This window comes from Serratia sp. C2(1), assembly GCF_036352655.1.
Classification (GTDB): Bacteria; Pseudomonadota; Gammaproteobacteria; order Enterobacterales; family Enterobacteriaceae; genus Serratia; species Serratia inhibens.
Map to the genome: position 1 here is coordinate 21,129 of NZ_JAZFBA010000008.1, position 26,465 is coordinate 47,593.

Sequence of the window (26,465 nt, forward strand, 5' to 3'; positions counted from 1 at the left end):
GAGCTGCGTGGGTCAGAATCAGCGGCCTGTAGAAGTTGCCGAGAGGCTGGAAAGAATTGTACAAACGTCGTCTCTGGATTGACTTCTCACGGGCAGATAATGCCACAGTGAGTCGTTCAACGACAGGCTGTGGCAGGAGTGCCTGAACTGGAAGATGCCCGGTGAAAAATCGAGGCCTGGCGCATACCCTATAATAAGGGGCATCCTCATTCTGCGCTGGGCTGGACGACACCATCCGAATTCGCCGATAAATCTGCCGGTTGCCAGAATATGCAGTCAGAATGAAGCCGGTTATTCCTGATTATGAATGGATCACATACGGGGTCAGGGTCAAAACCGATTATGGCTGGATCATATTCGGGGTCAAGGTCAGCCGGCTGCTATAGTTCTGTAAATCCGGTGTTGAGAAGAGGGTTTGTCCCATAGAAATGGTGGACCTACTCATTCCCTCGATTATGAAAAAACTTGAAGGATTAACGATAGTAAAGCATCTTGTGGAAGCCTTCGGACAGCATAACGAATGGCATCCTAATAGTGTCGCTGGGGCATATCTGCAACATCAGACCAATAACGGGATCAAAGATAAAAGATATATGAAAATAAATGAGCTAATCTACTTCCGGGAATGATTATAGAATCATTCAATTAGCCAATGCTGCGTTCTCCATTGAATAAGTGTAGCGACCTGGTTAGCACAAAGCGACAACACTGTTCGCAATGCGAGCGAATAGCTACTAATATCGCCCCAAGTATCTCCCTCTAAAATGGGGATGTCGCAGGGTTTGAATACTGACTCAGGAGGAAAAAGAGTGACCAATTCAGGGGGAGGGATTCGCGGCGCGCAAGATGTTAAGAATAGCGACAGTAGCATTGCGAGTAGCACATTCATCTTTCTTGATAGCATCTTGAAGCTCCTTCTGATATATCGCATTTTGCTGATGTAAAAACTTTTCTTTTTCTTGTTGATAAGCCATAATTTTTCGATTACGGATCTCATCCTCCCGCAAGATGGAAATTAATTCTCGCTGTTGAGCCAGGGAATTATCTTGCTCTATTTTTAAATTTAATATCTGAAAATAATTTTCTCGGTAATATAACGCAACCTTTCCAACTAAAAATATGCTCACCAATAATAGGGTCAAACCTATTGCTCGCCAATAAACAAGGAACCACATCATGATAGAAATAGCTCACGCTCAGCCAAGCGGCGGTTGAGCAATCCCGGAAAAAGCTTGCCTGCAGCGAACTTCCAGCGTAGGAATTCATCTGCAGCTGAAACATAATCCATTTGGTTTAGCTTTTTCAGCAAGGTCGATTTAACAAAATTTCCATGACCAATATTAAATGCAAGTGAAAGTAGTGCGTCGAACTGATTCTGAGTTAGTGGTACATTTACGTGATTTTTAATAGTTAATGAGAAAATATGAAGATCTTTCATTAGATATTCATTGGCAAGTTCTTCAGTGATTAAGTCTCCTGGTTTTACGTCAGTAGTATGACCATATCCAATAGTCCATGGTTTCCCGCCAGTAGCGGGATCCGGATAGGCTTGTAGAGATAACCCTTCGAATCTTTTAATCAGCATAAGGCTGGTAAAGCCAACTTCCATTTTCTTCCTCGGTTTTTTGGCTAGGTGCGTTATGATTACATCTTTTATTGTTACATGATTTAATAGTGATAATAATACCAATGAATGAGAAAATAAAAACCTACTGAGATAACTGGGTTTATTATACTGAATGTTATCTAGAATAGCGCCATGCATTTTTTAACATATTTCATGCAAATATTGTTAATAAGCAATACCGGTGGCACCGAAGCCGCGCCAGCGAAGTACTGTAGCGGATCAAACAGCGCAATAATGCACTGTTTGCGCACTGGAAGTTCATGAACAGAAAGGGATGAATAATAGGAGCCGTATGAGGTGAGTGCTTCACGTACGGTTCTGTGAGCGGTTTAGTGCTTCCGGAGTTCTCTCCGGCGATGTCTGCGCAGTCGCCGGCGTCGGGATTTCTCATTTATAAAACCACACAGAGAGGTACAGGTGTTATGGGAAGCATGAAAGACCTGATGATGGATATTGAAACTGAACGATTTGATGAATGGCTTGCGGAAAATTACCCGAATGTTATCCCCGACTCTGAAGAATGAGAGCATGCCGCGAACTTGTACTACTGGGAGCAGGAGTCGCTTGCCGATCAGGCTCAGTGGGATCATGAACACGGGCTGTTTGTGGCTTCCCTGAACAATGTTCGTCAGCGTTACCTGCACGCAAATCAGGAGCTAAAGAAGTTATATGCCCTGCTCGATAAAGAACAGCCTGAACTGGTGTACAGGATGTCGTTCGTCCATGCCGTGACGGTCATGGAGGCGTACCTGATGTACTGCGCCAGGGCCCTGCTGGAACATGACTGGCCTCTCAGACGGTTTCTTGATGAGTTCTACCTGAAATCCGCGCCACGGGTAAGTAATTAAGTAATAAAGAGAAACTCGCGGCGCGCACAATGGATATTGACCTGTTCAGGCCAGCGGCTCGGAATTATGTTTCCCGAATGACATTTCATAACGTTGAAACCATTGAGCGCTATTTCGGCGCCGTGCTGCACATCCCACCCGTCTGGCCGGTTAAGCCTCTGGGCATCATCGCAGACTGGCGAAACGACCTGGTGTACCGTAACGGCGTGGATGAACAGGATGTGCCAAGAACGATATCCGCGCAGCAGCTACAGAATGCCCTGCAGAGCGTCTCTGACCTTATAGAGGCGGCACACCAGTCCCTGCGCCTGGAAGTGGCCTATTTCGGTAACTTGCGTAATGAGGAAAACCGGGAAATTATAGCGTCAGCACTGAACATACCTCCAGCCGGAGAGGCCTCATGATGACCGGGCTCGTTACCCTGGGACAGCATCCAGGAACTGCAGCTCAACTGCCTGTATCCATCGACTACCCGGCTGCGCTGGCGCTGCGCCAGATGGCACTGGTACAGGACGAACTGCCGAAGTACCTGCTGGCTCCGGAGGTGAGCGCCCTGCTCCACTATGTGCCGGATCTACACCGCAAGATGTTGCTGGCTACGCTGTGGAATACCGGCGCCCGGATTAACGAAGCGCTGGCGCTGACAAGGGGGGGTTTCGCTGGCACCGCCCTACCCGTTCGCGCAGTTGGCCACGCTCAAGCAGCGGGCAGAGAAGGGCGCGCGAACCGCAGGCCGGCTCCCAGCCGGCAGCTCGGCACACCGCCTGGTGCCGCTATCTGATCCGCAGTACGTCGCGCAATTGCAGACCATGGTGGCCACGCTGAAAATTCCACTGGAACGCCGGGATTCCAAAACCGGTCGCATGGAGAAAGTACGTCTGTGGACGATCACTGACAGAACGGTGCGCAGCTGGCTGGCCGAGGCCGTGGAAGCGGCAGCGCAGGATGGTGTGACGTTCTCGGTCCCTATCACCCCGCACACCTTCCGTCACAGCTACGCGATGCACATGCTGTATGCCGGCATTCCGCTCAAGGTGCTGCAGTCGCTGATGGGGCTCAAGGCGCTCAGCTCCACGGAGGTCTATACGAAGGTGTTTGCGCTGGATGTGGCGGCACGGCACCGGGTGCAATTCTCAATGCCGGAAGCGGACGCAGTGGCGATGCTTAAAGGTCGGTAGAGAGCAGCCGATAGATAAAAACAGGCAAAATTGGGGATAAACTGAATATATTCCTGCAAAGTGTTTAAAGCTTTTCATCACAGTTGTGCCATCGACAAAACACCAATCGATAGTGATACTGGCCGTCAAGCAAAACTCCCCTCCTATAGAGCCTGGCAAATAGCCACTGGTTGTTATCTAGGCTATAGTGGCGGAAAGGCCTAACAAGATATAGGGTGACATTATGAGCCAAACTCGAAACCAGCAAGCCTATCAACGGGGCATTTGGGTAGCACGTATGTGGAAGCGTCTTAAAGGCACGATTTTGAGATGGGATACATTCTGTGTGTCTAAAGCTCGTAAGCACAAGCTTCCTGGCTGGATTGGGCATGTACCCATTGCTGTTGCGTTTCTAGGTTCAGCCGCCACAGCCCTGTTTGGTGGAATCATCATTGCAGGCAGCCTGCTTTTCATTTGGGCTATAGCTATCATTCTTCAGAATATAAACACCTCTAATGAGAATGTATTTGATGATAGGGGTTCTGGGCCATCAATCAGGCATGGTAATGACGGTTACGGCTACTACACTAGTTCTGATGACCTCACTTCAGAGCGATTAGACTGAGCAAAAACAAGAGTTAGGGGGAGCATTTTTGCAGCTTCCCCCGTACCCATAGATATTATAATTTTACCGATTTTTTAAGCGTATTAACTGCATCACCACCAGTCTCTTGAGCTTTAGAAACGCCAGTTCTTAGTGCGCTACCGACGGCTTGACCGACACTAATCCCTGCCCATGATAATGCCCCAAGCCACATTGCTGGCAACACCAAGAACATACACCCCATCACCAGATTCATGATCAAGTCGTCAGAACTGTTCTGAAAACCAGCCACGTTCCATCGACTATGCGTGTCCGAGCCGTAAAGCGCTTCCAGTAGCCAGCTGTCCAGCCAGCGCGCCAACTCCCACCAGAACGTCAGAAAATTCAGCGCAAACACCACGAACGTCATGGTGATCACCGTCTTATACTCGTAGGCCGCAAAGGCCAGGATAAGTGGCACCATGATATACACCGCCATCAACAGTACTGCCTGCACCATCGGCAGCGCCTGACGCATCGCATCAAATGCCGGATACGCCGCCAAGCTCCCCAGTGCGGTCCCGCCCATCGAGGCAATACGGTTAACCGAGTTGTCCAGGGTGAAGTCAGCGTTGCCGCCATAGCCGGCATACGCCCGTCCGCCCTGGGAGACCGTCAGGTTATCCGGGCTGACCAGACGACGCACCACCGCTTCTTTATAGTCCGCGTCAGATTGTCCCATCATCTTCAGCGCAGCGGACATCCGCAGCATCACGCCCGGGTCGACCTGCTTCACTACCCTGGCCTCCAGGCCCGTATCGCCGGCTGACCACCACTCGCTGCAGGTCGGGTACCCACCCCGTCCGGTGTTTGGCCGACCGCTGTCCCGCCCTTCATTCCACGGGAAACTGGCGCGCGGCGTTTTCGACTGCAGATTGTTGTAGTAGCCGCCATTCAGGAAGGTTTTCGACCCCAGCCACTCGATATCACGCAACGTGGTTTTGTCGGTCGTTTGCCCCTGGTCGCGGTTCTGCCAGGTATACAGCGCCAGCGCGTAGCAGTCGTTGGTGAAGTCCTGCAGCTCCTTTGCCAGTGCTGGGTTGTTGACCCGACTGTGCTGGACCTCAAAACGGACCTGCCGTAGATCCGGCCGGCACGGAATGGTGGCCACTGCCGCCGACGTGATCCCCTTCGATAGCTTATGCACCACCAACCACCACACCGGCACCTTCGCCGTCTGGCCGTTCATGCTCGACATGATGTTGGCGTAACCCGTTTCATCCGGTTTTTTGGGTGTCCAGGTACCGCAGGTCGCTGCCCGGCTGCTGTCATATTTGATGGTGTCCAGACTGACATTCATTAGCGGCAGGCAGCAGGCAAGCATCACAAAAAACGCGCCGTAGAGCAGGTTCTCGATGCGCGGCAGGGACAACATCCCTTTGTTGCCCTCATCCTCACCTTCCTCCCGGACCTTCAGCCAGATGGCCGCCACCTTGAACAGCAAGGGCAGCACAAACAGCCCCGTACTGACCAGCAGCTCCCACAGGCCGTTGTTAATCAGCCAGCCGAGCAGCGTCAGGAAATACTCCAGATAGCTGTTGGTCATCATAACGTCAGCCCTCCGCCAAAGAGGCTGTATTCACATGCCAGGGCAAATACCGCGCACGCGATGGCCATGCGCTTGAGGGGCTGCCGGTATTCCGGTTTGCAGCCCGGCGCGTGCCAGATTTTCCAGAATCCCCAGGTCAGCACGGCGTAAAGCGCCAGACGCCAGCTCAGCCAGCCATAACGAGTGCTGTGCACCCAGTCACGCAGCGCGGCACTCTCTCCTGGGTGATTGACACCCCAGTGGGCCATGCCCAGCGCCACTACCATCGCAATCACAAGCATGCCCAGCATCTGCAGGACACGCTTTGCCCGGTGACCGAGCCGGCCGCCCCTGCGGGGCGACATACCTTTATTCTCTGTTCCAGTCATTGATGCCTCCCCACGATTACTGGTCGGTTTCCGGTACGGCCAGTTGGTTGAACTTGGTGTCCGGGCTGTCAACCGATTGACGCTGCGGGTTGGTTTCCGCTCGGTTGTTCTCACGATCGATGATGGTCAGCACCGCGTTGCGGGAAATCTCGCGCTTCATTTCCATTTCATTCTTCAGCGCAGTGATCTCGCGATCCAGCGCCTCGATACGCCGATCGCCCTCTTCCATCGCCACTTTCTGTGCGGAGGCATTGGGCTCGGACATCCCGGTAGTGATCATGCGACGCATAATGAAGGCGGTTTCAATGGTGTCCGCCATCGCCAGTTCGCTGGCCAGACGGCCGACCAGAGCAGCATTATCCGGGTCACGCTGCAGCGCCTTGATAACCCCGGCGGTCACCGCCAGGCTGCCCGTTTTGAGCTTGGCCAGGTTGGCCGTGGTGGGTTTCTCTGCTCCGTTGACCAGTTTGGCCAACTGCTCGTTATTTGCTTTTGTCGCCTCTTCCAGCATCGGGGCAAAACCGGTGCCGGCCACGGTACTGCCAGGCTGTTCGCTCCCTTCCCCACTGGTACATTGAGACGCATCCTTACAGGTACGCAGTGAGGTATCGCCCAGCACCTTCACTACTGCTGCTGCCGCTTCTTCGCTACTGGCATATTTGGCACAGGCGCCGCCAGTGCAGTTGCTGCCAGACACGCTGGAGGTACTGGTGACGGGCAGCGCATTCATCATGTTGTAGCCGGCGGCCGCCAGGTCGTGCGTCGGTTTGATGGCCGGCTGACCGGAGCCACCTCGCTTCTGACCGCCGATCCAGGTCTGCCCCGATTGCCCGGTCACCTTCTCCGTCGCGTTCATTGAACGCACCGCATCCGCGTCCCCGTTATTGACCAGACTCTTGGCTTCCTCCATCGCTGCCGCCTGGCTCCAGCCGCCGGTATCCGCCATGTCCATCATGCGCTTCGAGAGGTTCTGACAGTTCAGTTGCGCTTTATCGAACGCGACGCCGCCCTGTAGCACCCCGTTGGTCAGCATTTCATACAGTCCCGGGTTGGCACGCTGGATAGCCATCGCCGGCAGGCTGGCCACCGCGCCGGTGGCGCCCTGGATAACGCTGCCCATCAGGTTCTTGAAGCCGTCGGTGACACCATTAAGCTGATTACCGATCGTCGTTTTCAGATCGAAGTTGCCGCACATCAAATCCGAGCTCCAGCCCAGGTTCATGCCCAGGCGTTGCATGTTGCCGCGTGTCGCCGGCTGTGAGATCACCGAGCCACCGCCCAGGGAATAAAACAGCTTGTCCGAGACCGCGCCGCTGGCGCTCTTCCCGTAACCGATATTGCTGTCATTCACCTGGGGCAACGAAATGCCAAACAAAGTACCGTTATCATCATTGTCGTCAGCGTGCGCGTTCATGCCGACCAGCATCAGACTGCTGACAACCCACAGAGACAGCAGGCTGCGCCGGCCTCGGAAAGTGCGTTTATTCATCGTGTTATTCATCGTTCATGCCTCAAAAGTCCGTGCTGGAGAGGAAACGCTGCCCGCGGCGCTGGCAGCAGCTGTAGGGTTGCCACAGGGCAAAGGCAGCGTTCGCATCCGCTGCCGGCGGATGGTCGCCGTCCGGGAACACGGCGCAAGACTGGCTGAGCTGCGGCGCCAGACGTTGCCACTTGTGGTTGTTGGTACCGGTGTTCTCCGTCACAGCGCCTGGAGGCCAGTACCCCTCAGAGCGCTGGCCCATCAGGGGTTGATAGACGTGGGGCTGGCCAGAACGGGTGATGATGTCCGCCACTCGCTGCGCCACCAGGGCACCGGCCTTGTCGTCATCGACCTGGGTCACAAACCCCGAGCGGGGATAGACATTGCCCCACATATTCGCGGCCGCCTGACTGCCAACCTCACGCATCCCCGGCACCAATGCCTCCGGGTAGAGGGATTCGGGAATACCGGTACGCCATGCCAGGCTGTCCAGCGTGCTGAGGAAATACGGCACAAAGGGGGTCGCCGCGCTGCGGCACGAATAGCCAGCAATGCTGCCGCCAATCAGGGACGTTGCCGGATGACCAATGGCGTCGGCATACTTGAAGTGGAGGTTGGTTTTACGTTCCCCGGGGGTTTTCAGCTCGTTATTGCCGCCGCCGGCAGACACGCCACTCAGTGCGCTGGTGATACTGCTTTCCAGCCCGCCGGCAGCCTGACTTACCATCGACATTTCACTCCAGGGATTACTCCCCTGCGTGTTGTACGTCGACACCACGGCTTCCGGGATAAAGTGGGTGACTTTGACGGAGGTCCGCACCTTGCAGCCAAACGGCGTGCACAACAGCCAATAACAAATTCCGCTGACGCGCCAGCTGATGCAGGCCTGCGATACCGCACTCGCGACAATCTGCGCGCTGTTGAGCGCAGCGTTCGCTGCCGGCACGCTGGCCGCGGACAACATAATGGCCACACTGAGGGATTTAAGGGTAAGGCGGGGTTGTTCCGGGGGCATCACATTCAAAGGGGTTCGCTGCATATCACTGCCCCCCTTGTGACTGGGCGCGCAGTGCCATTGCCTGGGCTACGTCAGCCGTGCCATACACCACATCCGTATCGTCAAACACGACGGCTGGCACTTTTGTAACGCCGATTTCCCAGGCACGCACCACCGCACGGTAGACCGTGGCCAGTTCCTGTTCATGGGCCTGCCATTGCGGTGACTGCAGCACGGTTTTAGCCTGGCGCTCTGCTTCATCCGGGTTCAACGACAGCTCTCCAAACGTCTGCGCCTGCAGCTGTTCAGGGCCGTCAAGATAAATAACGGAGACCGAGGCATCAACGTTACTCGGGGGATGGTGGGAATCGGTATAGAGTACCGTGCCGGCAAGCACCGACGCCGGCATCAGCAGAGGGAACAACGTCAGCAACGTGCTGATTTTCATGGCCTGCACTCCTGCGTGGATTGAATCCGTTCAGAGTGCTATGGGTAGTTCAGAAAGGCAGCAAAGAAGTCTTTATTGGATTGTGATAATTTTAGTCATTGGTGCTTCTGAAAGATGTAATCAAATCGGTAACTTTATCCGTAAACCCCTGATCACCTCACCTCTATCAAGAAGAGTTCCCCATAGCGCTAAACTAATGGCCGAACGGGGCGGCTTCCAGGGACGGTTATAGGCTTTGGACGAAAACTTGCCATTTTGTACTGACTCTAAACGTTGTCCGGTTCTTTTCATCAGCATATCTGCCGCTTGCTGGCCTAATACCGGATACTTTTATTTGTAATCGCTGGCTGACATTGCCCCAGGCAGGCCAAGTGAAATGTCTGGGCAACAAGGAGTTCATTGACTAACTCTCAGGTGAGATCTGATACCTCGACGGGATACTCAACCAACTCAGGTAATTTGTTCAGTTCGGCAATAATGATTCGTATTTTTGCGTCTTCTTTGTTTTCACATCTCTTTGTCGGTAAAAGAAGATGCACACCTGATAATGTTTTTACATCACGGCGCTGTGTACACCGCCAGTGAGGGTTAAGAGGAATGTCTTGGCTTGGAAAGCCCTCGGATCGTTTTTTGGAACTTGTCTCGTAAAAAGAGTATTCCGAAGCTAAGGAGGTGCGACTGGACAGAATAACCGGAACGTCCAATCTTGTAGGGTCTTAAACATGGAACGACAAAAGAGCCGCTGACGTGGCCTCACCCTGAAATTCCAATATATCTATCAATAGGTTATCACATTAATTCAGATAATCTGCTTATAAGTTCAAGTTTGAGAAACAATTACTTCGTATTGCGCTACACTTTGAATCAGATCTTTGCATTCAGTTTATTCCTAAATGATGGTTCTACCAAATTCAAGTGTTAATCAGCTGAAAAGTAAAAACCCTGTACTTTCTTCATAACCTTTTGAGGTCAAAATAATGAGTGAAACAGTAAAGGTGAATGACCCAGGTGGCTCCGCAACAATGACATTTGAGATTATTAACCCAACAATATCAGTTACACGTGATGTATGGGGTTATAGCCATGATTCTGATGCTATATCACAAAGTCCTGGGCCAGTTTGTTCCGCATTGGCTGGGATTCAGACATTGGCAACAGATGGTACATTGAATTGGTATTTCACCGGTAACTTTGATATATGGTGTACCTGGTTATACTCTGATACCTATCATACAAATGCCAGATTTGGAATTAAAATTCATGTTCCTTTCCAGGAGTTTGGTATTGGTACTGCTCCTTACTGGTTTATTATGTGTGATAACAACCCCGGATCTGAAAATATAGACTGGGTAGAAGTTGATCCGAAAAGCAGTGCGTATCGATGGAATGAAGATTTAATAGGTCTTTATATAACCGCAGCCCCTATTTGTTCACACAGCTCTATAATAATATCAGCGATAATAAATCCTTATATTGATCCAAATATTGTTAGGAGTGAAAAATGACATCAGTTGTAATAGGTTTTGATGGAACGAGCTGGATGGTTACAGCTGAGGGCACGCTTGTTAACTATAGTTTTGCCGGGGCGGACGCTGCAACTCAGTCAGCTAATGTACAACAACTGGCAAATATGATGATGGCAGGGGAAACACAACTTTCTGACAATATCATTCAGTTATTTTCATATATCCCCATTGATCAAACTGGCGCTGATGTTATAGAAAGTTTATTTGGAGGAACGAACCAACTTTTTTTAAATGAATTTGCTGTTTATGCGAATGTAGAAGGGTCTATTCTTGATGTGATTGTAGAAGCTGGGGAAGCATTACTGGCATTTCTTTAGTTATGAATCGAGGTTTTTATGACCGGCGAACTCGTAACGGTAGTGCTATGCGCGGTAAGATAAAAGCACGAAGACAGCCGCGAAAGCGGCTTTTTGTGGGCGCTGGACAGAATGCGTTGTATGTCCAACAGAGTGAGGAAGGCGGTCAGCAATACCCCGTTACCGCCGTCGCACCTCTATGCTGATGCCGCCAACTTGCAGCCTCCAGGACAACCACAGGTTACTTTGTGTCCTTCAAGGGAGATCTCGACACCTGCAATATTGGCCAGCGTGCTGCCTTCAATTATCATGCCGATTACCTTACAGACCGGCCAGAAGGCCGGTCAAAGAGTAATAGCACTTCAAACTAATTAACCCGAAATCGCTCGCACAAATCGCTCAGATGGAGCAACAGATACACTACATCCGCCGCATCCGGTACGGTGACATACCAGCGCGGGTGATCGTACTCTTCCGGCAGGGGCCATAGCGTACTGCCAGTCACCGTGATCAGCACATCGATGCAACGCCCCAGCCGGCCCTCAAGATGCAACGCCACGCTGGTACGGCTCCCGATGCGATGCGGGTGGGCGGTCAGTGTGACCGGTCCCCACAGCCGATCGCGGATAGCCGCACAGAACATCTCAAGCGCCAGCGCATCCGTTTCGCTTAAGGTGGCCACGCCCTGCGGAGGGAGGGTAAACAACGACGGTTCACGACAGACCTGGCCGTGCGGTCGTACAACAGGTTCCGGGTATTTCAGGGTCATCATGCAGCCCGAGCCTCCCCGTTCGCCGCCAGGCCTCGCAGGCGGTCAAGCTTTTGCGCCACCTTGCGGGCCGCCTCGAGCTCACTGCAACCAAACTCCTGCATCAGTGCGCGGCGCTCGGCCTTCTCTTCTTTCTCGGTCATCCCCAGCGCCAGATACAGGCTTGGCGGTACCGCACGGAACAGCGCCTCGAGTTTTTTCGACAGCACTACGCCTTCGGTATAGCAACCGGACAGCTTGCTGGCCGACAGCAGCACCGCTTTTTGCTCCTCGGTCAGCGCCTTGAAACGGGCAATATCGTTGACCTCCTCCGGCGGCATCGTCAGACAGACCCACCACTCCGCCATATTCAGCATCTTCTCGGCAATGTCCGGGAAGTCTTTTAAGTTCTGCGTCGCCAGCCACAGCCAGGCACCGAGCTTACGCCACATCTTGACGATTTTGGTCATGTACGGCGCCAGCAGCGGGTTCACCGTCACGATATGCGCTTCATCCACCGCAAACACGATGTCCCGCTCCGAGTACTGGTCTCGTTCGGCAATGTTGTTGATGGTGTTGGTCAGGCTCACCATCGTCAGCGCCATCTGCGCCTCATACCCCTCACGCGCCAGATGCCCCAGGTCAATCAGGGTGACATCCGCTTCTGGCCACAGGCTACCCTCGCGGTTAAACAGCTCCGCCTCGAAGCTGCCGACCTGGGTAAACATCCCGAGCGACTCGGCCATTTCAGCCGCCTTGGCCCGACGCTGCTCATTACGAATATCACTCCCTTCGTCTTTCGAGAGGGTGTACAGCGCCTTCTGCAGATCTGCCGGCAACATCTGCCGCCCTTCGTCATAAGTCTGACGCGCCGCCATCAACAGGGCTTCACGGATCATCGCCCGGTCAGCACGCTTCAACTCGTGCTCTTCCTTCGCATCACCGCCAGTGATCATCATGCGCGCCGAGATTTCCATTTCACCCAGGTAATCGCGCTTGTCGTCATCGTCGTCGTCATCGGCATCGATGTCCGGCAGGTCATTTTCATCCAGGGCCAGCGTCGTTGATGCGTCTTCGACCAGCTTGTGCGCATAGGAGAACGGCGGCAGCGAGACGCCACTGCCTGGCTTGATGCTCACCTTGTTGACGCTGAGCCCCTGGCTCTCAAAGTAATCGGCCAGCAACCCAAACGAGTTGCCCGCTTCCGCGATAAACAACCGCGGCCGGTGTATCGCCATCAACTGGGATAAGGTCGCACACAGCGTCGCCGATTTCCCCGCCCCGGTCGGGCCAAAATACAGCATGTGTGCATTCTGGCTACGGTCATGCTTGTTAAGCGGGTCAACCGTCAGCGTATCCCCGCCGCGGTTGAAGAAACTCATGCCGGGGTTACCGGTCCCGGTCTCACGGCCGGTCACCGGCAGCAGTCCCGCCAGGTGCTGTACCCAGGTCAGGCGGGTATACCAGTGTTTCTTGTCGGTCTCCGGGTTAAAACACATCGGTAACGCCCGCAGGTAGGTATTGAGCGGCGCCACATCAAACTCCGGCCGTACCGGCTGCAGGCCGGCGCCCAGCAGCACGTTGGTCAGATCGACACGTTTGTGGTTGAGTGTGGTCAGGTCGCCGGCACGCAGCAGGAACGTAATGCCGGCACGGTACAGCTTGTGGCGATTCCCCAGATACTCTTTCACCTGCGCCACATCCTGACGCACGCGGCCGGACTCGGTATTCTCGCCGACGGCGTTTTTCGACAGCTTGTTAAAATCATTCTCCAGCGTGTCCTGAGGCTGTACCACGATGGTCATGCACAGCATCGTTCCCTCCGGGAACAAATCCATCAGCGCATTGATTTTCTTCTCGCCGCGTTTCATTTCACCGGTGATGGTACCCGGCTCCGGTGGGCGGCGTAGCTTCTCCACGGGAATGGCACAATGCGCCTGGTTATCGAACCACCACACTCCCTGGTCCGGATCGGACACGGGCGGGGTGAACAGGAGGGTCTCGGCAAAATCATTCTGCACAGGCATGGCGCCTTCCGGCGTGTCACGACTGTCAAAATAGGCGGCGTCACGGTACAGGGTCTCTTTTTCCACCCATTCTGGGCTCGGATTAAAATGACGCAGCAGCCAGTCGTGAACCTGACCGCCATTTTGCCGCACACACACCACGCCAGCCCCATTCAGCGCCCCCGTCACGCGCTCACAGGTCTGATTCAGCATGGCAACCGGTGGCATCGGATCATGATTGCCCTTGCCAATCCAGCGATACACAACCATGCGGGTACGGCGTTGCTGCCCGCGCCACGGCTGGTCGGTGATCAGCGTATCTTTGAACAGGCCTTCCGGACGGGCAATACCGCGCATATGACGTTCGGTTTCTTTCAGCCAGTCTTCTGTGAACGCGCTGCCCTGAGCATGGGGTTTGACGTAATTTCTCAGGCGGTCGATATACGCCTCGACGTTATTCTCGTCCTGGCAGAAGAACTGTGCGATCCAGGGGTTTTCGTCATGCTCGTCAAACGAATCCTGCAGTGCGTCTTCCACCGTGTCGCGCATTTGCTCCAGGCGATCGTCCGTGCGTCCTTCGGTCGCTACCGGCGTGATGTCAAAAACAGCCCCGACGGACACACCGTCATCGAGCAAAATACACTGTTCGCGGTCGAGAAATTCCACCCAGGGCAGGTAATCAACGATGGACGGGTTGGCGTGATACACCTGCTGCTCATCCTTTACCGTCATCTTGCCGGGCCGCCGTAACGGCTCACGCCCGTCTACGGACAACGGCACGCCATCCTCGGTCGCAGTCAATGTATCCTGGGCAACCGCCTCCGGTACCGACGACTTCTTGCGCGTCAGGCGCTTTTTATCAAACAGGGAAAATCGCATCAGTAGGCCTCCGTCCGTTCACCCGGCATCGCATACTGCACCTGGCTGTAGAACGGGAACACGGTGCTGTACCCCGGCACCGGTGCGTTGCCGTCCGCCAGGTGCGGAAACACATACATCACCAGGTCAGGGTTCGGCAGCCGCGGGAACTGCTGGCTGATTTCGCTTTCCTGCGTGCGGCTGTAGCTGCGATCGTCCGCCGCTGTCGCCTGACTTTCGCTGTCGGTGAGCGGCCGGCGCAGACTGTCTCGGGCCGCCACCGCATTACGTGCCGAACCGCCACCGTCATCACCCTGCCACAATTCCAGCATCGAGCTGTCGCCCGGTGGCAGCATTTCCTCTTTCGACGTCGAACAGCCGGCCAATGCCATGATGCTGACCATGACAGCGGTGGCCAGGACTCGGTTAAATAGGTTTTTCCGCATGATTATCATTCTCTTATAAGCAAACACAGCAGAAGCAGCACACTCAGCCAAAACGCGCTGCAGAACAGTAAAATGAACGCCCAGCCCTGCGGGCGACTCATCCTTTCGCATTGACGCCACAGCCACAGCATGCCCTTTCTCCTCTGAATGACGCGTTAATCCAGTCCGCCGGTGCTGCCGTCTTCGCCTGGCAGGCTGAAGTCGTAACGCACCTTGCGCCCTTTGGTCTCAAAATCGATCGCCAGCTGGCGGGTAATGTGTACGGCCAGTTTCTGGCCCGGAGGGACGTAGACGGCGTCGAACATCATGCCGTAGCGCTCGCGTACCCAATCGGCGGTCTCTTTCATTCCGCCGGACAGGGCTTTGCCCAGCACCGCCTGGCCGGCATTACCGGTCATGGTGGCGCTGATGCCATTGACATTGTTTTGCGTGGTGTATTGCCCCTGGCTGATCCCCTCACCGGCAGCGCTGGCGGCCGACAACGCGGCAATGGTCGGCAGGTAGGTCGAGGCATTGGATTTACGCTCCCCGCCGATGCACGGAATGCCGTTGTCATCGGAGATCCAGCCGATACCGGCGGTGGTGCTGACGTCTTTGCCACTGTTGCCGCTATTGTTATTGCTGTTTGCCTTCATATTGGTGTCAGGATGCGGCAAGGTGCGTACCGTACCGTCCGCAAACACGAACGTAATGCTGTTGACTTGGCCACGCACGCACGACAACGTCCAGTCGCCACTGGCGGTCCCAGAGACAATCGCCCCTTCCACGTCCGGCAGCTCGATGCCGTTCGCCGTCAGGTTGTCTTTGCCAATCATGAGTTTGAACGGATAGGGGTCGGTCACCGTGCCGTTGATCGGTACCCGGCCCAGCAGCGCCGTCATCGCGCGGCTACCGACCAGCGTGGAGTTCTCAGGCAGGGTAAACACCGGCTCAGCGCCTTCTTCCTCGCCTTTTTCGTTGGTGTGCCCTTTCACCTGCTGTTCATATTTGGCTTTTTGACGCGTGATCGCGTTGTCAGACAGGAAGGAGGTCGGGAACTGCGGTCCCTCTTTGGCACTGTTCGGATTGCGCGGATCAGGTTCTTTCATGTCTTTCGGTCCGACCCACATCAACCCGTCCTGACCAGGCGCTGCGCTGCCCTCGCCGGCGCCCATGCCATCCAGCCCCAGACCGAGCGGGATATCACTGTCGCTCTTCGCCTTGTCTTTGTTCCCGGCCAACTGGTCAGTCAGCGTCTGGATTTTCCCCATCAGCGTCTGCTGCTCCTGCTGGAGCTGCTGCTGGCGTTGCTGCGCCTGTTTCTGGAAGCCGGCCACAGCCTCATTGACCTGGCCGGAGACATTGGTATTGCGTTTGCGCAGTGCTTCATTTTCTTTCAACACCTTGTCGATGTTGCTTTGCAGCTCGGCCTGTTGGGTCCGGGTAGTGCGCAGGGTACCGACCAGGGTACGCAGTGTGTCTTCCGGGGTGTCCCCTTCAACGCCCAGGGCGCGCAACTCCTCCGGTGACATGTTGGCCAGCACGTTATGCGTCTGCTGAGTTTTTTCCGTCGTTTTATTGCTGCTGCAGGCTTTTAGCCCAACAACCACGGCCGCAGCCAGCACGCCGACCACAATCACTTTCGGCAGCATGTTAGATTTCACATCAGCCATGGTTTGCCCCCTTCTTCGCTGCCTTCACCGCTTTGCGAATCACTGACGGCTCCGCGACAAACGCCCCGTCCGGGCGACCGGCGGTGACCAGGTACAGCGTGGTGGTGTCCTCCGGGGTACCCACCGGCCCCAGATAACGGTGCTGGAAGGTGGCCGTCACGAACTGCCCCTGCAGTACCCGCGGATCCAGGATGATTTTGCGACTGGCGGTGTTCTGCACTTTTAGCGCCACAACGTTGCGACTGCCAATACCCCAGCCGCCCAGCGGCGTGATGGCCACCGGCTCTGACGGGTACAGTGTGGTGATTCGTTTCGGCAGGTGCGGGTTGACCGGGTGAATGCCCGGCACCGCTTCAACGGTGCGTACCGGGCCGTACAGGCTCTGTGCCGCGTAGCGTGTCAGCACCACCGGCAGCGGCGCGTTGTATCTGACTTTTTTACGCTTCGCCTGGGTGCCGTCTTCCGCCCCAGGCGCTGCCGAAGGGCTCCCGGCTGACGAGGTCGCGGTATCATTACTGCTGCTGACCGACGACACATCACCGCTGTAGACAATACGCACCGGCTCGGCGGAGCCTTTGTCCGATGCCGTCACATCGAGGAGAATAACCTCCCCGTTCTCTACGTCCTGCAGTTGCAGACGCGTTGGCGGAAATGCGGCATCGGCTTTCAGGTAAACCGCGCCGCCACTGCTTTGCACCCTCAGCTTGCCGTTCAGTGCCGGCGGGAAGCCGACGCGGACATTTTTATCGGCAAACAGCACCCGCTCCTTGCCGACGGCCAGCGGGATTTGTAACGGGATACGCTCCCATTTCATCAGCTCTTCCGCCTGGGCAACCGGTACCGTGAACGTTGCCGCCAGGGGAAGCACACTCAGGGAAAGCGCCAGAACACGTGCTTTCATCATTGGAATACTCCTTTCTTCTCGGGTGCGGGTTCCGCCGGCGCCGCAGCCAGACGTTGTGGCATGCTGTCGTAACAATCCAGGGCCAGACCGAACTCATTACGTTCCGGATCCCCTTCTGCGCGCACCACTTTCAGCGGGTAGCGTGTCAGTGCGCGCTTCACCGGTTCGCCGGCAAAAGACTCATCCGCCACCAGGTCAAGGCGCACCACCCAGTTATCACGGCCTTTCACCGTCACCGGACTCGGGTTATAACGGCCGTTGTAACCATGCTCGGGGATTTCGAACACCACGCGCGTCCTGCCGGCGAGTTCACCGCTTTCGCTGCGCTTTTTGGCGTCCGCCTTCAGGAAGCGTGCGCAGGAGTCCGTCAGATAAGGGGACAGCGCGGCAATCTTGGCCGGGAAATCCGCCTCACCGTTCTTTGGCCAGGCATTGAGCTGCTGGAAAATGTAGAAACCAAAACTGTAAACCGTGGAGGGGGGAACCTCCCACCAGGCGCGGGTAGAGCCGCTGCGCAGGTCAGGGGGATTATGGATAGTCAGGTTATCCGGTGCCCGCATCCAGCCGATGCTGACCACCAGGAGAAAAACAACCAGCACACCGCAGGCAATGCGCAACGTGAGAATGTGCTGGTCGCGGTTTTTAACCGCATGTCTAAAACGGCTCATTTGGACCTCTTAACAACGCGGCTGCGACGCAACGACCAGCCCTGTTTGTCGATAATCAGGGTGGGATTTCCCCACCCCATGCGACGTTTACGTGCCTCGAGGCGCTGCCAGATATAATTCTCCGGTTTACCGCGCTTGAGGCGCGTCAGCCGGCTGCCACCAAACCAGATAACGAGGAGAGGGGTCACCAGCATGCCGGTGGGTATCACGACCCAACCGGCAAGCGGAAAAAACGGCAACGACACGAGCAGACCCAGTCCCACACCGGCCAACGCCGCCAGTCCCATCTCCGGGGTGGTAAAGCCCCGGAAGACAACAGGCTCAGCGTTAAGACGGTCAGGCAAAAATCGGATAGTCTGCATAGCGAACGACCTTAGAACAGGATTTCAGCGGACTTGCCGACCAGCCAGATAACCGCCACGACCAGCACGATACCGACCACGATAATGGCGCCGAATTTACCCCAGTTGGTTTTCCCTTCACGAACCTCATGAAATGTAGAGACCGCCGACTGGGCCACCACGATAAATGCCACCGCGGCCAACACCAGGCCGACCAGCACAATGCCGTCCTGCAGATAGCCTTTCAGCGTATCCATCAGGCCACCGCCACCGCCGGAAGACGGAGGCTCAACGCTCGGCAGGGCAGCATGCGCCGGTTGACTGGCGGCATAGGCCAGGGAAGTCGCCACCGCGACACGCGCAGATAAATGACGGAAAAGACGAACTACAGCATTCATAAAACATTCCTTTTTGCAGTGTGAAATTAACAACATGTAAAACTATCCAGCGTCTTCAGCTGGCAAACATCCAGGTAACAACGACCAGCAGCAGCACGAGCCTGACGGCAAACTGCACCATCGCCGCGTTGCGGATCTTTTGGTTGCTCCACCCTTTCCAGATATCGGTCAGCGCCCAGGCCGCCCAGACAAACAGCGTCGCCAGCAACCCGCCGATGCAGATCAGCGACAGGATGTTGGCTTCAACACCTCCGCTGGCCGCATTGAAGGCCTGTTGCTGTGCACCGGTCATCGCCATCAGGGACGCTCCCGGCGGTAATTACCGGCCACCGCGCTGCCATCACGCGGTTGCGCGCGCGAGGGCTCGAGGTAGCGGTCAATACCGGCATTGATGGTTTTCAGATCGGACGTGGCACGGGCATAGTCAAAGAAGAAACGGCCACGCTCGGACGGATCGGCCTGAACGGCGGCAACGCGCGCGCGTTCAAGCGCCGCCTGCACCTGAACCAGCATGCGCTGGGCAGATGCTAGCTCGTCTTTTTCAGCAGCCTGGGCAGGCAGTACGGTCAGCAGAGTCAGCCCCAGTAAACAGCCGGCGCCAAGACCACGAACAACGGAGATAGGCATACACAAGCACTCCTTAACGATTTAGGGTGCTGTCAGGGTGCGGGATACAGAGGGTCAGGTCAGCGGATAACTCTTTATGGGATTTTGATAATTTTAAACCAGTGGAAAGGAACGCAGCCAGACAGTATGCAAGAGTCTGGCTGATGTACTGTAAAACAAGAGGAAGAGGAGTTAGGGTATATATTTTTGATAATTAGCCACTTTCTTAAACACATCATGGTCACCTTTACCGTAGACCCAAGTAAGATGCCACCATAATATGGTTGGCTGAAAGCTATACGCTGAGATCAGTTTCGTCCTTCGTAGCCATCCAGGTAAGTACTGGAAGCCGCTTCAGACATGGCTTTTCGCCATTTTAGGGATCGCGACGTGCGGTCATAAGCTTTCCCTGCGAACATACTGATGTTTTGAAATGAATTAAAAAACTCGTCGCTGGAGAAGTAATTAACCCGCTGCTTAACATCTTCTTTTGTCAGGCCCTTTTCCCTGTCTTTTTTCCCCTCTTCCCAAAATTGATCAAAGAATGGAGTAGCGAATTTTACTGATTGCTGCTTTCTCGTCGCGAAGTTAGGGTCAAATCCATCATCGGACGTATAAATAAAATGCTTGGCATGCCGCTCCGGACTACTCATAGAAGAACTACATCCCGCAATAAGTACCAATGATAACGCAATTGTTGTTCCATTCCAGACAGTACGCAGGCTCATGAGCCCTCCTTTGTATAACAGTAAACATATCATTCAGTTAAGTACTAAAAGTAGCACACATTACCCCTATTGACGATATGTGTATTTGGGCGTAGCATCAAAATACTGTGTTTATATACAGTATTTAATTTCTTAACCAATACAAAAGGAAGCAAAAAATGGGTGGTTTCAACTACGGTAATCAAGGCGATGGTACAAGCTGGAGTTCTGAAAGCGGAGACGGTTCTGGTGGTTCTCACGGCACCGGAGGTGGGAAAAATGATGGAAATGGTAGCAATTCAGCAAGTTGGTCAACAATGAACCCTGGAGATAAGATCAAAACACCATGGGGAACACTGATTATTAATGGCCAAGGTCAAGCAACCATGAATGGGCTCGTGATGACGGAAAGGAACTCATCATGGGTAGATTATTCAGGAGGTTCAATGCGTATTCTAGATTCATTATTAAGAGATAAACCTCCTGCGGGAAGAAATACCAGTAACTCTCCGAACCAAGGACCACACCAGGCTTCTCCAGGGCATCCAAACGTAGCTGATGGGGGTCAACTAGAGGGAGATAATAAAGATAAACATAAATATTACTCACGGGTGGGAAGTGCCACATATTCGGTGCTGGTTGATAAAAATGGGAACGTCAGTTACGTGTCTTTCGAATCAGGGAAAGAAAGCGGCAATATGTCATCCCGTAATTACGACAAAAATAAAGCCGGTGATCAGGTGCGGGAATATGTAAAAGACGAGAAGGATTTCCTCATGGATGCCAGTGGCATTATCGCTGATGCCGGAGAAAAAATCAGCAATCATATTGGAGGTCAATTTAAGAGCTATGCTGATGAAATTGTGAATAACATCCGAAATTTTCAAGGGCGCTCGATTCGAAGTTATAGGGATGCACTGGCTTCATTTAATAATGTCATGTCTAATCCTTCGATGAAAGTTAACCAAGGAGACAAAGAAGCGATTATTAACGCAATGAGAAGTGTTAATGCTCAGGATATGGCAAATAGGCTTGGCCATTTTGGCAAATTCTTCAAAGCAGCCGATATTGTCATGAAGATCGAAAAAATCCGGGAAAAGAGCATTGACGGCTATAAAACCGGCAACTGGGCACCCTTGATGTATGAGGTTGAATCCATGGTATTGAGTGGCCTGGCTGGAGCAGTCGCACTGGGGTTCGTCACCAGTGTACTTTCTGCTTTTGCACTACCAGTGACTGTAGCTGTGGCCTTAGCGGTAGCGTTCTCTATCGCAATCGCATACGGCGCATCCTTTATTGATGCCGGTCTTGTTGCACGTTTTAACAATGAGGTTGTCAGACAAGCCCATTAACTCTAATTATACCTCGCCAACCTTGAATAAGGTTGGCGATTAATTATTTTTAACCACAGAGAAAGACTTTATCAAAAGCAATAAGAACAACATAGAAAAACAATAAACACCAATAAAAGAAACCAAATAATAAGATAAAAGCAAAAAATCACTTGATGAAACAAACCTCAACAACCGATTCCCTTCTGTTACATCCAAGTCATAAAAAACCATAAAGTATATGTAAATAAAAGCTATCAATGAGAAAGGGACAAACTTCATAATAATGAAAGCAGGCGTAATCACACCTTGTTTTAACTTAACAAGATTTCCGTATTTAAGAACAAAATAAACCGAAAATAGAATTGCAAAGCCAACATACAGCCCCAGAGGTTTACTTAACAAAATATTGTTTGAAGATATATTCGATTTTATAGAGTGCGTTAGATTAAAAATATCATAAAAAATAGGATTTCCTGGTGAAGCCTTGAAAAAAACAAATATAAAAATCAATGGGATAAGGCCAACCAGTCCTATTTTTGCGAACTTCTTCCATACAAATAGATCGTCCCTCATGATAACTCCTTAATGATCATCGACTAAAGTATTATTGCTTATCCCTACGCCAGTGTCCAACTGTCTATTTTACACACAACACACCTGGTTCGCTTTGCTTCACTTTTTTGGGAATAGACTGACGCAAAGAAAGGTACATAAAACTTAAGCGCTCATCGATGCGATTCAAGGCATTTGCGAAAAATGTAAAGTCACGGCTATCTTGATAGCAAGCTAAACACTGACGCGCCGTAAAGAGTCATTTCAGGGCTTGTCTGCTGACGGCAGCGCACAAAAACCAGTTTTGTACACCGCCGTCCAGCTCGGGTTTCAGACCTACAAATATTTCTTAAACGACGCTGTCGTCACTGTCACCGCAATACCGAGCAGGATAGCTGCCGGCAACAGCAGCAGGTTGGGATACACCGCAGTCGGCCAGGACAGATACAGCATGCAGGGAATATAGATAGCCGGCTTCACCATACGTTTTGCATGATGGTAGACAAAGCTGCTTTCATAGCCGGCGCCATAACGACGGATATCACGCCGCCCCAGGCCTTCTGTCAGCGCAACCAGGACCACCAGGATAAACAGCGGGATGGACAGCACCAGAATGGTCACCCGCACCAGGGTGATGACGGTGACATATACCGTCGCCACCAGGTACTCTTTGAGCGTACCGGCCAGCCAGCCACTCCAACTATTCAGCTCTCGGGCCACCGCATTCTGGCTGTGTACCTGCGCGTCATAGGCACGTTGGATCCAGTCCAAAAAACCGCTGTCCACAAAGGTCCACTGGTACGCCTGGCCAATCCACCGCGTGACGGTGACTGACGGCTCAGACAACATCAGACTGCGGGTAAACTCCGATGACAAATACCCCATTTCGGTATGCATCACCGCTTCACTGTGCGACGCACCAAGTTCTGGCCAGAAGAATGCCATCCCGACATACTCAATCACCAGGCTCACTAACAACGAGGCGAAGAACATCCCGATCAGCATCCATGGCCAGCCCCACAGTACATTGTAAAACACCCCATGCTTGCGAGGTTGTACGGGCTGCTGAGGCTGATTATTCACCGCTTGTGACATTCAGCCCCCTTTTTATGACTGCATCAGGCATTACCGTGCTGGCTGACCACCAGGATTCACTGGTCCGGTAATTGCGTTGCATCTCCTCGGCAATCTTCTGCAGGTTGGGTGGCATCAAGGCATCATCGCCGTCGCCACTCGGTAAAGGCATCCTGATTTTCCATAATTGCCCACCTTCCAGCAGCGCGAACGCCTGCCCCTTCGGCAGATTAATCACATCCGCCGGCATCAACAGCGGCGTTTTTACCGTACCGACGCGATCCTGAGTACTGGACGTGAAGTCCTGCCCTTTCTCGACGTCTGCCGTATCGGCGTGCCCCGACACCAGAGTTTTGGTGTAGACATCGACCTCCGGGAGCTGTGTTGTCAGTAGCTGTGCGGTCCGGTTCTCTCGCACGCGCAGCATGATCAGGGTATTAAAGTTACCCGTCACCTGGGCAGCCTTGGCGGTACTGCCTATGCGAGCCTCGATGTCCGACTCGGTTTGCGTGTAAGCCGTCACCTGCATGCCGGCGCCACCGCCTTTGTTGATGAGAGGAATAAATTCGTCCCCCATCAGTTCGTTAAACTCATCGCAGTGCAGGTTGATCGGCAGTTTGCCGTCGGCACGGGTCGGCAACCCGCCATGCATGCCGTGTTTATAGATATGGCCAGCCACTGACACCAGATCAGCAAACATGCTGTTACCGACGGCAGAGGCGACCACACCGTCCGACAGCGCATCCAGCCCGACGTAAACGATACCGCGCTTGCGGATGACCTGTTCCCAGTCAAATATCGGCCGGGGGTCGTTCATGTCCATGTAGTTCGGTGCCAGCAGCTCTGCGGTCTTGCCGGTGGTGAGTTTTTCCAGCAGAGGCAGCAGGGAGGCGACAATTTTATCGAAATAGGTGCGGTCATAGCGCACGGCTGAGCGCAGTCCATCCAGGATAGGATCATACAGCTGCTTGCCGGCTTCCGAGCTCAGGGCCATTTCTACCGCGAATATTTTGACCGCGTTCGGCTGTCCCTGCATGTTGCGCGGCACATCCTCCTTCGTCAGCACCTTGAGGTTGTTATCTATCTGCTGCTGCAGTGCCGGCATGCGCTCCTCAATGACCTTTTTTGCATAGGTCTCATACAGTTCGCTGATGTTGTTCACATAACGGGTGATGAGGGTGTAGTCCGGTCGCTGCCCCAACGCGACCAGGGCACGCGCGACGATGTTGACGAATCGCCAGGCAAACTCGCGGAATGCCGCACTGTTGCCCTCCCCACTCAACTGCCCGGAGATACGGCCAGCGACTTCCGACACGCGCTCAAAACGCCCGACGGCGTTATAGCGGGCCGAGATATCCGGCCAACCCAGATGGAAGATGAACAGCTCATCACCGCGGCCGGCACGGTGGGCTTCAGCCCAGACACGCCGCAGCAAGTCCGCATCGCCTTTCGGATCAAACACGATGGTGATGTCACCGCGGCGAATATCCTGGGTGATCAGCAACTCGGCGAGACGCGTTTTGCCTACTCGGGTGGTGCCCAGCACCAGGCTGTGCCCTACACGCTCGCCCAACGCCATCGAGACATCGAGCTCGTCGGGTTCGATGCCGTGGATCGCCGGATTGCCACCAACTGGCGGCAGAGGCCTGACTGGATTGAGTGCGGAGTCCTTGCGGAGCAACTGAGACAACCACGGCAAGGTATATTCGGTTTTAAGCTCCAGACGGCGCGCCATCTGGTACATTTTTGGCGGCTGAACATACTTCTCAACCTCTGGACGACGGGTATCCATCAGGCGCTGGGTGTGCTTTTGCTGCCAGCGAAAACCCCGCCCCAGGAACAACCGTTGCCGACTGACTGGGATCTGTGCGCTGGTCATGACATAGCGCGGCAGCCGGCGCAGATTACGGCGGTAACGGATCACCCGCAGGCCCTGACGTGCCCGTACCGCAGACAGCACCACAAATCCGCCGGCAGTGACATAACTCACTGATGGTGCCAATGCCACCGACCAGGGAGCGGCAAAACAAATAGCGGCCGCAGCGCCGGCCACAATCGCTGTATTCAATTCGACTGCCGGGCGCAGCAACGCTTCCATAACGTGGCGATTACTCATGGTCGATTGATTCCTTTTTCGTACCAACAGGGTTTACCGGCCAATAAATCCAGCAGGCGCTGGCCACTGACCAGGTGAACGTGGGTATGGTTTTGCAGCAATGCCCAGCTGAGGTGGCCAGTACGACCGGTATGAATAAAAAAGCCCTCGCACCGAGATTTCAACAGCAGCGCACCAAAGTCTTGGATGTGTGAGGGAGTGATAGTTCGGCCATCGTGTTTGGCCTGGATGAAGTATTCTTTGCCATCAATGATGACCTGACCGTCCAGGCCGCCATCGCCGCTGTAGGATGCGTTGCGTTTGATCGGATGTCCCTGGCGTTCACAGGCCAGCAACAACAGCTCTTCAAATACGTAGGGATTGATTTTGCGCAGGTAAGTCAGGCGCTGCGCGTCACCGGCCAATTGGGGTAAACGCTCAAGCACCCGAGCAGCCGTCGCCTGATAACGGCGGTGGCGGCGACGGCTGGCTGTCTCCCGTCCACGGCAGTTGAGTCCCGCAATAACAGCAACAAACAGCCCAATCAGCACCGCCGCCAGCACAGGATTCACCATCAACGCAGCGACTATGACGATGTGCTGTGCCGACATCATGGTGAGACCTGTTGTGACAACCCGGTATCGGTGATCAACACCGGGTAATGCGCCAACTGCAGACGACGCGCCAGTTCACTGCCGGATGCGGGCGCCATCGGCACGCCCGGCGCCAGCTCACGCAGCGCCTGCAGTGCAGGCAGGTTGCTGACGTTAACGACGAGACCTGCGGCGTGCCGGAATTTGAGGTTTTCAGCGTTCGCCTTCAACCAGATATGGCTGTCATCGTCATCACCCACAATGAACAGCGCACCAATCCCGGGTAACTGCAGAGATCTGTCAGCCACATCACCGGGCGTCAGTTCTGGCGTTGCCACAGGCAACACTGCCGCCTCGGCATCAGAGGACGATGCTAGCACCGGCGGCACGACAGGAGATGATTGCGCCGCCTCCTGGCGGTTGATACCTTCAAAATACGGCGAAGCATCTTCACCACCGACATCGGCGATCACATTCAGGTTGGCCAGCGCCGCGGTGGTCATCAGACTCAGGCCGAACAGCAAGAAATTCACTTTTTTCATGA

The 26,465-nt window shown here is 54.1% G+C and carries 29 protein-coding genes and 2 pseudogenes; 7 read left to right on the plus strand and 24 right to left on the minus strand.

What is annotated here, in order from left to right; translation table 11 throughout:
• Window positions 1-168: 168 nt before the first annotated feature.
• Window positions 169-285 (plus strand): integrase core domain-containing protein, encoded by a 117-nt coding sequence (locus V2S86_RS24555; protein ID WP_442996192.1) that lies wholly within the window; start codon window positions 169-171, stop codon window positions 283-285.
• Window positions 286-637: 352 nt separating this feature from the next.
• Here V2S86_RS24555 and lysC read toward each other — a convergent pair whose 3' ends face one another.
• Genes lysC through V2S86_RS24565 form a run of 3 tightly spaced genes read right to left on the minus strand, consistent with a single transcriptional unit; the run spans window position 638 to window position 1,609 of the window.
• The gene (gene lysC, locus V2S86_RS25515) at window positions 638-931 is read right to left on the minus strand and encodes an Rz1-like lysis system protein LysC (RefSeq protein WP_442996303.1); all 294 of its coding nucleotides are present in this window, start codon (window positions 929-931) and stop codon (window positions 638-640) included.
• Window positions 819-1,178: a hypothetical protein gene (locus V2S86_RS24560; RefSeq protein ID WP_330764525.1), complete on the minus strand. Its 360-nt coding sequence runs from the start codon at window positions 1,176-1,178 to the stop codon at window positions 819-821. The genes lysC and V2S86_RS24560 overlap by 113 nt, the downstream gene beginning before the upstream one ends.
• Window positions 1,175-1,609 (minus strand): lysozyme, encoded by a 435-nt coding sequence (locus V2S86_RS24565; protein ID WP_330764526.1) that lies wholly within the window; start codon window positions 1,607-1,609, stop codon window positions 1,175-1,177. The genes V2S86_RS24560 and V2S86_RS24565 overlap by 4 nt, the downstream gene beginning before the upstream one ends.
• 440 nt (window positions 1,610-2,049) lie before the next feature.
• On the opposite strand from V2S86_RS24565, the pseudogene V2S86_RS24570 reads away from it, so the two are divergent.
• The 3 genes and pseudogenes from V2S86_RS24570 (at window position 2,050) to V2S86_RS24580 (ending at window position 4,257) form a co-directional block, all read left to right on the plus strand.
• Window positions 2,050-2,879: pseudogene (locus V2S86_RS24570) on the plus strand (hypothetical protein).
• A pseudogene (locus V2S86_RS24575) lies at window positions 2,879-3,653 on the plus strand (site-specific integrase). The pseudogenes V2S86_RS24570 and V2S86_RS24575 overlap by 1 nt, the downstream one beginning before the upstream one ends.
• 223 nt (window positions 3,654-3,876) lie before the next feature.
• The gene (locus V2S86_RS24580) at window positions 3,877-4,257 is read left to right on the plus strand and encodes a hypothetical protein (protein WP_330764527.1); all 381 of its coding nucleotides are present in this window, start codon (window positions 3,877-3,879) and stop codon (window positions 4,255-4,257) included.
• A gap of 55 nt (window positions 4,258-4,312) precedes the next feature.
• On the opposite strand, the gene V2S86_RS24585 is transcribed toward V2S86_RS24580, so the two are convergent.
• Genes V2S86_RS24585 through V2S86_RS24605 form a run of 5 tightly spaced genes read right to left on the minus strand, consistent with a single transcriptional unit; the run spans window position 4,313 to window position 9,117 of the window.
• Entirely contained in the window at window positions 4,313-5,824 is a 1,512-nt protein-coding gene (locus tag V2S86_RS24585) for a conjugal transfer protein TraG N-terminal domain-containing protein (protein ID WP_330764528.1), read from the minus strand.
• Complete coding sequence (locus tag V2S86_RS24590) at window positions 5,821-6,192, minus strand: hypothetical protein (RefSeq protein ID WP_330764529.1); 372 nt, start codon at window positions 6,190-6,192, stop codon at window positions 5,821-5,823. Before V2S86_RS24590 ends, V2S86_RS24585 begins: the two co-directional genes overlap by 4 nt.
• A gap of 16 nt (window positions 6,193-6,208) precedes the next feature.
• The gene (locus V2S86_RS24595) at window positions 6,209-7,693 is read right to left on the minus strand and encodes an integrating conjugative element protein (RefSeq protein WP_330764530.1); all 1,485 of its coding nucleotides are present in this window, start codon (window positions 7,691-7,693) and stop codon (window positions 6,209-6,211) included.
• Between the two features lie 10 nt (window positions 7,694-7,703).
• Window positions 7,704-8,687: a TIGR03756 family integrating conjugative element protein gene (locus V2S86_RS24600; RefSeq protein ID WP_442996180.1), complete on the minus strand. Its 984-nt coding sequence runs from the start codon at window positions 8,685-8,687 to the stop codon at window positions 7,704-7,706.
• Between the two features lie 25 nt (window positions 8,688-8,712).
• Window positions 8,713-9,117 carry a TIGR03757 family integrating conjugative element protein gene (locus V2S86_RS24605; protein WP_330764532.1) on the minus strand — a complete coding sequence of 135 codons (405 nt, stop codon included), beginning with the start codon at window positions 9,115-9,117 and terminating at the stop codon, window positions 8,713-8,715.
• A gap of 977 nt (window positions 9,118-10,094) precedes the next feature.
• On the opposite strand from V2S86_RS24605, the gene V2S86_RS24610 reads away from it, so the two are divergent.
• Window positions 10,095-10,622 carry a hypothetical protein gene (locus V2S86_RS24610; protein WP_330764533.1) on the plus strand — a complete coding sequence of 176 codons (528 nt, stop codon included), beginning with the start codon at window positions 10,095-10,097 and terminating at the stop codon, window positions 10,620-10,622.
• Entirely contained in the window at window positions 10,619-10,960 is a 342-nt protein-coding gene (locus V2S86_RS24615) for a hypothetical protein (protein ID WP_330764534.1), read from the plus strand. The genes V2S86_RS24610 and V2S86_RS24615 overlap by 4 nt, the downstream gene beginning before the upstream one ends.
• A 346-nt stretch (window positions 10,961-11,306) precedes the next feature.
• On the opposite strand, the gene V2S86_RS24620 is transcribed toward V2S86_RS24615, so the two are convergent.
• From V2S86_RS24620 to V2S86_RS24670, 11 genes are all read right to left on the minus strand, one after another.
• Window positions 11,307-11,711: an acetyltransferase gene (locus V2S86_RS24620; protein ID WP_330764535.1), complete on the minus strand. Its 405-nt coding sequence runs from the start codon at window positions 11,709-11,711 to the stop codon at window positions 11,307-11,309.
• The gene (locus V2S86_RS24625) at window positions 11,708-14,572 is read right to left on the minus strand and encodes a conjugative transfer ATPase (protein ID WP_330764536.1); all 2,865 of its coding nucleotides are present in this window, start codon (window positions 14,570-14,572) and stop codon (window positions 11,708-11,710) included. The genes V2S86_RS24620 and V2S86_RS24625 overlap by 4 nt, the downstream gene beginning before the upstream one ends.
• Window positions 14,572-14,997, minus strand: coding sequence for a TIGR03751 family conjugal transfer lipoprotein (locus V2S86_RS24630; protein WP_012146869.1), 426 nt, complete (start codon window positions 14,995-14,997; stop codon window positions 14,572-14,574). Before V2S86_RS24630 ends, V2S86_RS24625 begins: the two co-directional genes overlap by 1 nt.
• Before the next feature lie 155 nt (window positions 14,998-15,152).
• Window positions 15,153-16,649, minus strand: coding sequence for a TIGR03752 family integrating conjugative element protein (locus V2S86_RS24635; protein WP_330764537.1), 1,497 nt, complete (start codon window positions 16,647-16,649; stop codon window positions 15,153-15,155).
• The gene (locus V2S86_RS24640; RefSeq protein ID WP_330764538.1) at window positions 16,642-17,553 is read right to left on the minus strand and encodes a TIGR03749 family integrating conjugative element protein; all 912 of its coding nucleotides are present in this window, start codon (window positions 17,551-17,553) and stop codon (window positions 16,642-16,644) included. Before V2S86_RS24640 ends, V2S86_RS24635 begins: the two co-directional genes overlap by 8 nt.
• A complete protein-coding gene (locus V2S86_RS24645; RefSeq protein WP_197833577.1) occupies window positions 17,550-18,221 on the minus strand; it encodes a PFL_4703 family integrating conjugative element protein in 672 nt (223 codons plus the stop codon). The genes V2S86_RS24640 and V2S86_RS24645 overlap by 4 nt, the downstream gene beginning before the upstream one ends.
• Window positions 18,218-18,583: a TIGR03750 family conjugal transfer protein gene (locus V2S86_RS24650; protein WP_330764539.1), complete on the minus strand. Its 366-nt coding sequence runs from the start codon at window positions 18,581-18,583 to the stop codon at window positions 18,218-18,220. The genes V2S86_RS24645 and V2S86_RS24650 overlap by 4 nt, the downstream gene beginning before the upstream one ends.
• A gap of 11 nt (window positions 18,584-18,594) precedes the next feature.
• On the minus strand, window positions 18,595-18,960 hold the full coding sequence (locus V2S86_RS24655) for a TIGR03745 family integrating conjugative element membrane protein (RefSeq protein WP_142105900.1): 366 nt from the start codon (window positions 18,958-18,960) through the stop codon (window positions 18,595-18,597).
• Window positions 18,961-19,015: 55 nt separating this feature from the next.
• Complete coding sequence (locus tag V2S86_RS24660) at window positions 19,016-19,258, minus strand: TIGR03758 family integrating conjugative element protein (RefSeq protein WP_012004797.1); 243 nt, start codon at window positions 19,256-19,258, stop codon at window positions 19,016-19,018.
• On the minus strand, window positions 19,258-19,587 hold the full coding sequence (locus V2S86_RS24665; RefSeq protein WP_330764540.1) for an integrative conjugative element protein, RAQPRD family: 330 nt from the start codon (window positions 19,585-19,587) through the stop codon (window positions 19,258-19,260). The genes V2S86_RS24660 and V2S86_RS24665 overlap by 1 nt, the downstream gene beginning before the upstream one ends.
• 287 nt (window positions 19,588-19,874) lie before the next feature.
• Entirely contained in the window at window positions 19,875-20,294 is a 420-nt protein-coding gene (locus V2S86_RS24670; RefSeq protein WP_330764541.1) for an Exc2 family lipoprotein, read from the minus strand.
• Between the two features lie 158 nt (window positions 20,295-20,452).
• On the opposite strand from V2S86_RS24670, the gene V2S86_RS24675 reads away from it, so the two are divergent.
• Entirely contained in the window at window positions 20,453-21,625 is a 1,173-nt protein-coding gene (locus V2S86_RS24675; RefSeq protein WP_330764542.1) for a colicin-like pore-forming protein, read from the plus strand.
• A gap of 39 nt (window positions 21,626-21,664) precedes the next feature.
• Here the strand turns inward: V2S86_RS24675 and cui are convergent, their stop codons facing one another.
• The 5 genes from cui to V2S86_RS24700 form a co-directional block, all read right to left on the minus strand.
• Window positions 21,665-22,180, minus strand: coding sequence for a colicin immunity protein Cui (cui, locus tag V2S86_RS24680; protein WP_330764543.1), 516 nt, complete (start codon window positions 22,178-22,180; stop codon window positions 21,665-21,667).
• Between the two features lie 315 nt (window positions 22,181-22,495).
• Window positions 22,496-23,254 carry a TIGR03747 family integrating conjugative element membrane protein gene (locus V2S86_RS24685; RefSeq protein WP_330764544.1) on the minus strand — a complete coding sequence of 253 codons (759 nt, stop codon included), beginning with the start codon at window positions 23,252-23,254 and terminating at the stop codon, window positions 22,496-22,498.
• Window positions 23,235-25,349, minus strand: coding sequence for a type IV conjugative transfer system coupling protein TraD (traD, locus tag V2S86_RS24690; protein WP_330764545.1), 2,115 nt, complete (start codon window positions 25,347-25,349; stop codon window positions 23,235-23,237). The genes V2S86_RS24685 and traD overlap by 20 nt, the downstream gene beginning before the upstream one ends.
• Entirely contained in the window at window positions 25,346-25,942 is a 597-nt protein-coding gene (locus V2S86_RS24695; protein ID WP_330764546.1) for a restriction endonuclease, read from the minus strand. The genes traD and V2S86_RS24695 overlap by 4 nt, the downstream gene beginning before the upstream one ends.
• Entirely contained in the window at window positions 25,939-26,463 is a 525-nt protein-coding gene (locus tag V2S86_RS24700) for an integrating conjugative element protein (RefSeq protein ID WP_330764547.1), read from the minus strand. Before V2S86_RS24700 ends, V2S86_RS24695 begins: the two co-directional genes overlap by 4 nt.
• Between the last annotated feature and the right edge of the window lie 2 nt (window positions 26,464-26,465).